Origin of the sequence: Pseudanabaena sp. 'Roaring Creek', from assembly GCF_001402795.1 — a bacterium.
Classification (GTDB): Bacteria; Cyanobacteriota; Cyanobacteriia; order Pseudanabaenales; family Pseudanabaenaceae; genus Pseudanabaena.
This window is the reverse complement of record NZ_LIRE01000027.1, coordinates 1-9025: the sequence shown is the minus strand read 5'-3', so window position 1 is coordinate 9025 and position 9025 is coordinate 1. Positions and strand designations below refer to the sequence as shown.

The 9025-nt window shown below is 44.5% G+C and carries 7 protein-coding genes and 1 pseudogene; 4 read left to right on the top strand and 4 right to left on the bottom strand.

Annotation, left to right across the window (positions count from 1 at the left end; all coding sequences use genetic code 11):
• Positions 1-350: 350 nt before the first annotated feature.
• Both AC805_RS00745 and AC805_RS00740 read left to right on the top strand, forming a co-directional pair.
• Positions 351-860: a Dps family protein gene (locus AC805_RS00745; RefSeq protein ID WP_055073637.1), complete on the top strand. Its 510-nt coding sequence runs from the start codon at positions 351-353 to the stop codon at positions 858-860.
• A gap of 188 nt (positions 861-1048) precedes the next feature.
• Positions 1049-2185, top strand: coding sequence for a glycosyltransferase family 2 protein (locus tag AC805_RS00740; protein ID WP_231662375.1), 1137 nt, complete (start codon positions 1049-1051; stop codon positions 2183-2185).
• Between the two features lie 129 nt (positions 2186-2314).
• On the opposite strand, the gene AC805_RS00735 is transcribed toward AC805_RS00740, so the two are convergent.
• From AC805_RS00735 to AC805_RS00720, 4 genes are all read right to left on the bottom strand, one after another.
• Positions 2315-2584, bottom strand: coding sequence for an NIL domain-containing protein (locus AC805_RS00735; protein WP_055073635.1), 270 nt, complete (start codon positions 2582-2584; stop codon positions 2315-2317).
• 473 nt (positions 2585-3057) lie between these two features.
• The gene (gene cysW / locus AC805_RS00730; RefSeq protein WP_055073634.1) at positions 3058-3933 is read right to left on the bottom strand and encodes a sulfate ABC transporter permease subunit CysW; all 876 of its coding nucleotides are present in this window, start codon (positions 3931-3933) and stop codon (positions 3058-3060) included.
• Positions 3926-4792 carry a sulfate ABC transporter permease subunit CysT gene (gene cysT, locus AC805_RS00725; RefSeq protein WP_055073638.1) on the bottom strand — a complete coding sequence of 289 codons (867 nt, stop codon included), beginning with the start codon at positions 4790-4792 and terminating at the stop codon, positions 3926-3928. Before cysT ends, cysW begins: the two co-directional genes overlap by 8 nt.
• Positions 4793-4881: 89 nt before the next feature.
• Positions 4882-6057 carry a sulfate ABC transporter substrate-binding protein gene (locus AC805_RS00720; RefSeq protein WP_055073633.1) on the bottom strand — a complete coding sequence of 392 codons (1176 nt, stop codon included), beginning with the start codon at positions 6055-6057 and terminating at the stop codon, positions 4882-4884.
• Between the two features lie 351 nt (positions 6058-6408).
• On the opposite strand from AC805_RS00720, the pseudogene AC805_RS26625 reads away from it, so the two are divergent.
• Together AC805_RS26625 and gyrB are read left to right on the top strand one after the other, a co-directional pair.
• Positions 6409-6695 (top strand): annotated as a pseudogene (locus AC805_RS26625) (transposase); the annotation flags it as partial.
• Positions 6696-7033: 338 nt separating this feature from the next.
• The gene (gene gyrB, locus AC805_RS00715) at positions 7034-8974 is read left to right on the top strand and encodes a DNA topoisomerase (ATP-hydrolyzing) subunit B (RefSeq protein ID WP_009627724.1); all 1941 of its coding nucleotides are present in this window, start codon (positions 7034-7036) and stop codon (positions 8972-8974) included.
• Positions 8975-9025 lie beyond the last annotated feature (51 nt).

Genomic DNA, 9025 nt, shown 5'->3' with positions numbered 1-9025 from the left:
TATAGATAATTCAAATAAAAACTACAGCTTCGACTTCGCTCAGCTAGCTTACACCGAGGGCTGAGCGAAGTCGAAGCCCGTCTACAAGTTATTTAAAACAACTATACTAAGTACCTCAGCTTAATTAAAATCTAGATCTAAAACCTGCGGTGTACGCGCTGAGTGCGCCGCAGGTTTTAGGGTTTTATATCTAAACTATGCTCGGTTACCTAAAAGCCTAATTAAGAGAATGGTGGCTCCTTAAGTCGATTTATATTCTTTTTTAATAGTAATGAAACCCATCAATCGGGTGCTTCATTGGTATGGTTTTGTTGGTTATAATTCTTGCAGAACTATTTAAGTAAAGCGTAATGGCTAAAAATAAAGAAAAATCAGATAAAGACCTCTCTAGTTCGATTAATATCGGCATATCGGAAGAAGATCGAATTGCGATCGCTGATGGATTATCGCGCTTGCTTGCTGATACCTACACCCTATATCTGAAGACCCACAATTTCCATTGGAATGTAACGGGACCAATGTTCAATACATTGCACCTTATGTTTGAAGCCCAATATACCGAACTTGCTCTCGCCGTGGATCTCATTGCTGAACGCATTCGTTCGCTAGGCATCCCTGCCCCTGGAACCTACAGTGCTTACGCCAGTCTTACTTCAATCCCTGAGACTGAAGGAGTACCCAAGGCAACAGAAATGATCAAGTTATTGGTTGAAGGGCAGGAATCCGTAACTCGTACGGCTCGTTCTATTTTCCCGATCGCCGAAAAAGCCAACGATGAACCCACTGCCGATCTTCTAACTCAACGCCTCCAAGTCCATGAAAAAACAGCTTGGATGTTGAGAAGTCTCCTAGAAGAATAATTGCAAGAACCAAAATATTTTCGTTAAAAAATGCTCAATTAGGGCACTTTAACGAAAATATCGGTTCTAATTTCGTGGGAGAGTCCAATAAGTTCGAGCGAATTAAGGTAGGATTGGCTTTTAGAATGTAAGCATCTCCATCGAAGTTGAATAACCCGCTTTTTTTGACAGGCTTTTCGCTATTTTTTTTGTTGTTACAAGTCCCCTCGACACTTGTACTTTTAAAGCGGCTCAGTACTGGGCGCGATCGCACGGCTCCTTTATTGCCTCTAGCTAACTCGGATGAGACTCTGGCTAAACAAAATCCCCAAGTCTCGATTGTCATTCCCACTTTAAATGAGATCGATCGCCTGCCAACCTGTTTGGAAGGCTTACGCGATCAAGCAGCTAAAGAGATTATTGTGGTTGATAGCCGATCGCAGGATGGCACACCCGAATATGTACAGAAATTGCAGCAGGATTTTCCCATTCCTCTAAAGCTTGTGACCGACGATCCTTTACCAGAGGGATGGGTCGGTCGTCCTTGGGCTTTGCATAATGGCTTTCTCCAGAGCGATCCGACCAGTACATGGGTACTAGGCATTGATGCCGATACTTTGCCCCAACAGGGACTAGTTGCTAGCCTAGTGTCACAAGCAACCGCCAACGAATTTGATATTGTGTCGCTCTCTCCCAAATTTATCCTCAAGACTGCGGGCGAACAATGGTTACAACCAGCCCTATTAATCACCCTCATTTTCCGATTTGGGGCAACGGGCGATCGCACTCAGTTCACCGAGGATCGGGTAATGGCAAATGGTCAATGCTTCCTATCTAGACGTGCCAAATTGGTTGAGTTAAATGGCTATGAGCTTGCTAAATCCTCCTTTTGTGATGACGTTACTCTTGCCAGAGCTGCCGCCCAGAGAGGTGCAAAGGTCGGATTCCTTGATGGTGCGGCGTTAATGCAGGTGCGGATGTACACTTCTATGGGCGAAACATGGCGCGAATGGGGGCGATCGCTCGATCTCAAAGATGCTTCCACCCCAAATCAAACCTTGGCTGATTGCCTATTACTTACTGCAGTGCAGGGATTGCCATTGCCCCTATTAATTTCTCTGTTAATCTGGCAACCTACAGCATCACTGCCTACGAGTATCCTATTTTGGCTGAATGTCTTTCTTGTTAGTATTCGCTGCTTATTGACCTTCGGTATTCGTTCTAGTTATACGGAAGTGGGCTTTTGGTTTTGGCTCTCTCCGCTTGCCGATCCCTTGGCGGCGATCCGTATCTGGATCTCCGCTCTCACTAGACCGAAAAGTTGGCGCGGTCGCAACTATACCTAACCTTGGGAGATCTATACTCGATCGCCCAAGGTTTTGAGTCTATTAAGTAGCAAACCCAAAATCAGAAAGCGCAACGCCCGCGACGCGGGCGTTGCGCTTTCTGATTTTGGGTTTTACCAAAGCTGTAGCCTAAAGTGCGGTATTGGGGTCGTGTTGGTCTTCCCAAATTTCAATATCGAGATCGTTGAGATAGGCGATCGCTGTTTGAATTTGAGCAGCATTGCCTGTCAGATTTAGATGAAACCAGCCGCTACCCGCATGAGCGCCTAAACTGGCGGACACAATATTGACAACGACCCCATATTGGGAAATTAATTGAGAAATAATAGGTTCATCATGGAGGTCTTCGGGAATACGAATCTTGACATCTTTGGTTATAGGGCGAGTATCAATAGTCATTTAGAGAAACTCCTTATAGTTTTTTACTGAGGACTCTTACCTATCGCTGTTGACATATAGCAGTCCTAAATCATTTTTAGATTTTTGGTTTTGTGGAAGCGCCTCCCTTTTAGGGGCGCTTCAACTTTATCTAGCTTCGACTCCGTGCAACTAACGTTAGCTGAGCGCAGTCGAAGCCACAGGTACTTTAATTACTTGCAACTAACGTTGGCTGAACGAAGTCGAAGCCACAAGTACTTTAATTACTTGCAACTAACGTTGGCTGAGCGCAGTCGAAGCCACAAGTACTTTAATTACTTGCAACTAACGTTGGCTGAGCGCAGTCGAAGCCGCAGGTACTTTAATTACTTACAACTAAATGTTGGCTGAGCGCAGTCGAAGCCACGGGTACTTTAATTACTTGCAACTAAATGTTGGCTGAGCGCAGTCGAAGCCACGGGTACTTTAATTACTTGCAAGTCCCTTAGTTTGAATTAACTTTGTTTCTTGCTGGTTCTGCGTTCTAAAATTTCCTTTAGAATCAGCGTAACTACGGCCAATAACGCTAGAAGTACGGCAGCCGAATAGGCTACTTCAGTTTCGTATTGTTTGTAAGATTCTTCGACAAATAGCGGTAAACTTTGGGTCTTATTGGCAATATTCCCTGAAACCACGGATACCGCACCGAACTCGCCCATAGCTCTAGCATTAGTTAAAACTAATCCGTAAAGTAAACCCCATCGGATATTGGGAATAACTACTCTCCAGAAAATTTGCCAATCACTAGCACCAAGGGTACGTGCCGCCTCTTCTTGATCGGTTCCCATCTCATCAAGAACGGGAATGACTTCACGGGCGATGAAGGGCATACTTACAAAAATGGTGGCGATTAACATTCCAGGAAAAGCAAATACAACCTTGATGTCATTTGCTTCTAGCCATGACCCAAACCAGCCTAGTCGTCCGTATAACAAAACGATCATTAAACCTGCAACCACAGGGGAGATTGAAAATGGCAGGTCAATAATGCTCAGCAACAAAGCTTTGCCAGGAAATTGATTACGGGCGATCGCCCAAGCCGCACTGAGTCCAAAAATGGTATTGAGAGGTAAAGCAATTACGGCTAAACCGAGAGTAAGTTTGATCGCATTTTGGAAGTCGGGACGTTGTACTGCTGTCAATATTGGACCGAAGCCTTTGCTAAATGCAGTGACAAACACATTTGCCGCAGGTAACAGCAACACCAGACCTAGGTAAAGAAAGGAGATCCCAATTAAAATAGCTGGCGCAAAATTCTTTCTTTCTTTGAATTTGGCTGGTTCGGGTGAGCTTTGAGGGCGATCGGCAACAGAAGAATTGAGATTAGCCATAACGTTTGCTCCATGCTTGTAATAAGTTAATGGCAAGTAAGCTCACAAAGGAAATTCCTAACATGACTACACCGATAACAGTTGCTCCTACATAGTCATATTGTTCGAGGCGTTGGAAAATTAGAACTGGGGTAATTAGATCCTTAAATGGAGTATTGGAGGCAATAATTACAGTCGAACCATATTCACCGACAGCACGGGAAAATCCAAGAGCTACACCCGTTAAAATCGAAGGTGTAAGCGGAGGTAGAATTACCTGAATAAAGGTTTGCAATTTAGAAGCTCCGAGAGACCAAGCCGCTTCTTCAATTTCTTTTTCTAACTCGGAGAGAACGGGTTGAACAGTGCGCACGATGAAAGGTAAGGAGATAAACATCATGGCGATCCAAACACCAAGGCGAGTGAACGCAATCTTAAATCCTGATGGCGCAAATAATGAGCCAATCCAGCCCTTTTCACTGTAGACCGTAGCGAGGGTAAGTCCCGCGACCGCAGTCGGCAGAGCAAAGGGCAAATCAACTACGGCCTCCAAAAACCTTTTGCCAAAGAAATTGTAGCGAACGAGAACCCACGCAATTAAAGTTCCAAAGACACCATTAATGGCGGCGGCGGCAAAGGCGGTGACGAAGGTAATTTCATAGCTAGATAGAGCTAAGGGGCTAGTAGCAGTTTTCCAGAAGCTCTCGAAAGGTTGGCTGACGGCTTTGGTCAGCATCGCGGCGATCGGCAAAATTAACAAGAAAGCCAAATAAGTAAAAGTAATTACCCATGTCCAAGGAATTTTGGTGAAGAAATTGAGGATTGGGTTCGATTCCGATCGCTTTTTATGCGGGGGCGAGGAAGGGGTTGTCGTTACCATGTTGTCGTTAGTTTCAAAAAGCTTGGGGTAGATCCAACAAGGGGCTGAAGCCCCTTGCAAATGTTTAAACTATCAGCCTCTAGTAATCTCTAGCGCTTGATTTGAGCTTGAATTTGATCGAAGGCTGCACCATCAGCAAAGAATTTTTTGTTGATTTCACTCCAGCCACCAAGATCCTTCGCTGTGGCAAGTTCTTTGACTTTAGGATAAAGATCGACAAATTGCTTTTCTTTAGCTACTGTTTCGTCAACTGGACGGAACCCAAGTTTTCCAAATTCAGTTTGAGCTTCAGGAGTATAGAGGAATTTCACAAATGCTTCCGCCACTTCCTTGGTGCCATGCTTAGCTACATTTTTATCAACAATAGCGATCGGATTGTCGATAGAAATATTCACATCAGGGATGGTATAGCTAACCTTTTGTCCTTTTTGACTAGCCAAAACAATCTCATTTTCATAATTAATAAGCGCATCGCCTTGACCTTGCTTAAAGAACGCATCCGTGGCTTCACGAGCATCTTTGGTCAAGATTGGTACATTTTTAAAGACTTTAACGAGTGATTCTTGAGCCTTAGCATCGCTACCGCCTTTCTTTACTGCCGCATTCCACAATGCGAGGAAGTTCCAACGGGCTACACCTGAGGTCTTGGGATCGGCTGTAATTAAACTTACGCCATCTTTTTCTAAATCTGACCAATCTTTGATCCCTTTAGGGTTGCCTTCACGGGTTACGAGGGCCGCAACGGATTTGGACACGATTGAATCGTTGGGGAATTCCTTTTCCCAGCCCTTGTCGATCAGTCCTGCTTTTTCGATTTTATCGGTATCAGCCCCAAGAGCAAGATGGACAACATCAGCTTCTAAACCATCGATGACAGCACGGGTTTGGGAACCAGAACCACCATAGCTTTGTTTAAAAGTAACTTTTTGGTTTTGCTCCTTTTGCCATTTTTCCACAAATTTAGGGATAATTGCTTCGTGAGCTTGCTTGGTGACAGCAAAGGAAACGAGGGTTAGTTCGATATCTTTTTTAGGAGCACCTGCGGAAGCCGTTTGAGCGGTTGAGTTACTAGCTTTTGTCTCAGTTGCTGTGGGCTTGTTGTCGCTCGCGGTGCAAGCTGCCAAGGTGACGCTGATCAGCGCACCAGCTAAGAAGAAAGAGACAAATCTACGTCCCCATTTATGACTAAATATGCTGTTAAATAAATTAGCGATCGCCTTGTTGGACGATTGTAAAAAGCTGACAGGTTTCTGCCTTGAACTCATGAGCGTATCTCCAAGAAACTAATCTACGATATATTGATAGGGATACCGTGTTTAAATACCATACAATATTTTTCTTGGAGATACAAATAAAATCGGCACTGCTAATTTTTGGTATGAATCAACAATTCCTCAAAGCTTCGGAAGCAGATTTCGGTTAGCTCAGATCTTGCACCATTCTTGAAAGTGTTAAGTGGGAATGGGTTTAAGAATAATTTCAAAGCCATGACGAGCCGCAATATCGGCACTAATTTGAAGCTACCTGATAAGTTTCAACCAAAGGACAGAAGGGCATAAATTTATGCTGCTGCGACAGAATCAGAAGCGGAGTTTAACCTTGAGTTGTGTGCTGAAAAATGGGACAAGCAATATCCGTCGATCTCCAAGTCTTGGCGCAGTCATTGGGCGAATATTATCCCATTCTTTGCTTTTCCACCTGAGATTCGCAGGGAAATTTACACCACCAATGCGATTTAATCACCTTCCGTGGTCAGTGAGCTTGTCGAACTGATGAGGCTACTTTCAAGCTGGGCTATTTGGCGATGCGGAATATTTCTAAGAAATGGACGATGCCCATTCGTGACTGGAAACCCGCCCTTAATCGCTTTGCCATCCTCTTCGAGGATCGTCTCCACATATAGCTTATAGACTTTACACACTTTGCTTGACAGTCTCCAAAGTGCCGCCACTCATCTTTTAGGTTTTGATTTGTCCTATGTATCTCTTACGTTGCTATAAATAAAAAGATCGGAAGTGCAAAATACCTCCGATCTTTTTATTTGAGTTTTTTTGATCGTAGGAGGTCTATAAAAACTCGATCTGAGATGGTTTTGATATATCTGTAAGGCTTTTAAGCTATAATGGCAGAGTGTTTTTGAATCTTTACTCAAAATACATCCTAAAACACCATCAAGAGCGTTCTCAAAGTTTTTCTTAAAGTCCTCTTGCAAGCGACATATTTCTGGAGTTGTTTATCTTCATGCCTGAGCTCGTTACAGAAACTTATAATGCCAATCAGATCCAAGTACTTGAGGGTCTAGAAGCAGTTCGTAAACGACCTGGGATGTATATCGGCACAACGGGGCCAAAAGGATTACATCACCTAGTTTTTGAAGTCGTTGACAACAGCGTAGACGAAGCCCTTGCAGGTCATTGCGATCGCATTTTAGTGGAGCTTCTGCCCGATGGCTCAGTTTGTGTCTCCGATAACGGACGTGGTATTCCTACCGATACCCACCCCAAGACGGGAAAATCCGCCCTCGAAACCGTGCTAACCGTTCTCCATGCAGGGGGCAAATTTGGCGATGGCGGCTACAAGGTCTCTGGAGGATTGCATGGCGTAGGTATTTCCGTCGTCAATGCTCTATCGGAATGGGTGGAAGTATCGGTATGGAGATTAGAAAAGGTCTATAAACAGCGTTATGAAAGGGGATTTCCTGTTACGGAACTAATCGCTAGCAAAAGCGAAGAACCCATTCAACGTCGAGGTACTCAGGTGCGTTTCAAGCCTGATGCTCAGATTTTTACCACCCAAACTGAATTTGAGTATGACATTCTCGCCAGTCGTCTCAAGGAACTTGCCTATCTTAATGCTGGCGTAAAAATTGAATTTAGCGATCGCCGAGGCACAGAAGTTCGTACCGATATCTACTGCTATGAAGGCGGGATTCGCGAGTACGTTGCCTACATGACTCGCGAGAAAGAAGCAATTCACCCTGACATTATCTATGTTAATGGGGAACGCGATAATGTCGTGGTCGAGGTTGCTCTCCAATGGTGCATTGACTCTTACAATGATAACGTTCTTGGTTTTGCCAATAATATCCGCACGATCGATGGCGGAACTCACCTAGAGGGGCTTAAAACCGTTCTCACAAGGACGATCAACGCGACAGCAAGACGATTAAAAAAGATTAAAGAAGGCGAATCAAATCTAGCTGGCGAAAATGTCCGCGAAGGGCTGACAGCCGTGATCTCGGTTAAGGTTACCGATCCTGAGTTTGAAGGACAGACTAAAACTAAATTAGGTAATACTGAAGTTCGCGGGATCGTTGACTCCTTTGTGGGTGAAGTCCTCAATGAGTATCTAGAATTTCACCCCGCCGTGGCTACTTCAATTATTGAGAAAGCACTCCAAGCTTTTAATGCGGCTGAAGCTGCCCGTCGCGCCCGCGAGTTAGTCCGCCGTAAATCAGCATTAGAGTCATCAACATTGCCAGGAAAGCTTGCCGATTGCAGTTCCCGCGATCCCAAAGAGTCGGAAATCTTCATTGTTGAGGGAGACTCAGCGGGTGGCAGTGCAAAACAAGGACGCGATCGCCATTATCAAGCGATTTTGCCTCTGCGCGGTAAGGTGCTCAACATTGAGAGAGCCGACGATAGCAAGATTTATAAGAACAATGAAATTCAAGCCTTGATTACGGGTTGCGGTTTGGGTATTAAGGGTGAAGATTTTAATGAGTCGCAATTGCGTTACCACAAAATCATTCTGCTTGCCGATGCTGACGTAGATGGAGCGCATATTCGCACTTTGTTACTCACCTTTTTCTATCGCTATCAGCGTGAACTACTCGATCGCGGCTATATCTATATTGGCTGCCCGCCACTGTATAAGGTCGAACGAGGCAAAAATGCTCAGTACTGCTATACCGATCGCGACTTGCAAGCATTGCTCGAATCTTTCCCTGCTAATGCTAACTACAACATTCAGCGATTCAAAGGTTTAGGTGAAATGATGCCTCAACAGTTGTGGGAAACGACGATGAATCCTGCTACGCGATCGCTCAAACGTTTGACGATCGAAGATGCTGCTGAAGCCGATCGCATTTTTACAATTTTGATGGGAGATAAGGTGGCTCCCCGTCGCGAATTTATCGAGACTTATGGCTCGAAACTTGCGATTACTGAGCTGGATATTTAAATATTCCTGTATTTTATAGCTATAGCCAAATAAGTTAAGACATAAAACCCA

What these genes read in the sequence shown, in the direction of transcription:
- cysT (WP_055073638.1), bottom strand. Translation starts at nt 4,792, where the DNA reads ATGGTAACGACAACCCCTTCCTCGCCCCCGCATAAAAAGCGATCGGAA.
- cysW (WP_055073634.1), bottom strand. Translation starts at nt 3,933, where the DNA reads ATGGCTAATCTCAATTCTTCTGTTGCCGATCGCCCTCAAAGCTCACCC.
- AC805_RS00735 (WP_055073635.1), bottom strand. Translation starts at nt 2,584, where the DNA reads ATGACTATTGATACTCGCCCTATAACCAAAGATGTCAAGATTCGTATT.
- gyrB (WP_009627724.1), top strand. Translation starts at nt 7,034, where the DNA reads ATGCCTGAGCTCGTTACAGAAACTTATAATGCCAATCAGATCCAAGTA.
- AC805_RS00720 (WP_055073633.1), bottom strand. Translation starts at nt 6,057, where the DNA reads ATGAGTTCAAGGCAGAAACCTGTCAGCTTTTTACAATCGTCCAACAAG.
- AC805_RS00745 (WP_055073637.1), top strand. Translation starts at nt 351, where the DNA reads ATGGCTAAAAATAAAGAAAAATCAGATAAAGACCTCTCTAGTTCGATT.